This window comes from Komagataeibacter kakiaceti JCM 25156, from assembly GCF_000613305.1.
Window position 1 is genome coordinate 1 of sequence record NZ_BAIO01000860.1, and the last position, 649, is coordinate 649.

Here is a 649-nt window from a genome sequence, read left to right on the forward strand (position 1 = left end):
CCCCGGCATGACACCCCCGCCGTGACCGACGCCACATCCACCACGGCCGTAATGCCAGGCGCCATTGCCGACAGATACGCCAAGGAATCGGCAGGCAAGGCCCGCATGCACACCTGTCTTGACCAGTACAACGCCAACAAGGCCACCAACGCCAATGGTGGCCTGCGCTGGATCCAGCGTGGCGGCGGCTATTACAGCCAGTGCAATACGAAGCTGAAGGGCTGACCCATGGGCGGCCCGACAGGTCGCCTGCCATAAGGAAGCTTCAGGAACGCCGCCTTTTTTGAAAAAAGGCGGCACCCGAAAACTTTTCCTGTTTTTATCAGCAGACTGGCTGGAACAGCTTCCCGGGCAGGCCCTACCTGCCGGACTGCCGCGCGGGGCGGACGAAGGCCTGGTTGGTGGCGTAGGATATCCAGACGCGGTGGCTGGCGAACCAGTCCGACCCCAGCAGCATTTCCAGGTGTTCGCGCAGGGGCGCGACAGTCAGCGTGACGTTGCGCTCCAGCTCATGCCCGACCTGAAGACTGTCGAAACGGTGCCAGTGATAGATGTCCTGATGCCCGTCCACACTTGCCGTCACCCCGCCGGGATCGCGCTCCAGCCGTGACTGGCTGACCCCGGCGCGATGGGCGACCTCGGGCGAGAC

2 pseudogenes are annotated in these 649 nt (G+C 63.8%); one reads left to right on the forward strand and one right to left on the reverse strand.

The annotated features are described in order from the left end of the window. Nucleotides 1-225, forward strand: a pseudogene (locus tag JCM25156_RS19585) (hypothetical protein); the annotation flags it as partial. A gap of 133 nt (nucleotides 226-358) precedes the next feature. Here JCM25156_RS19585 and JCM25156_RS19590 read toward each other — a convergent pair. Then, a pseudogene (locus tag JCM25156_RS19590) lies at nucleotides 359-649 on the reverse strand (hypothetical protein); the annotation flags it as partial.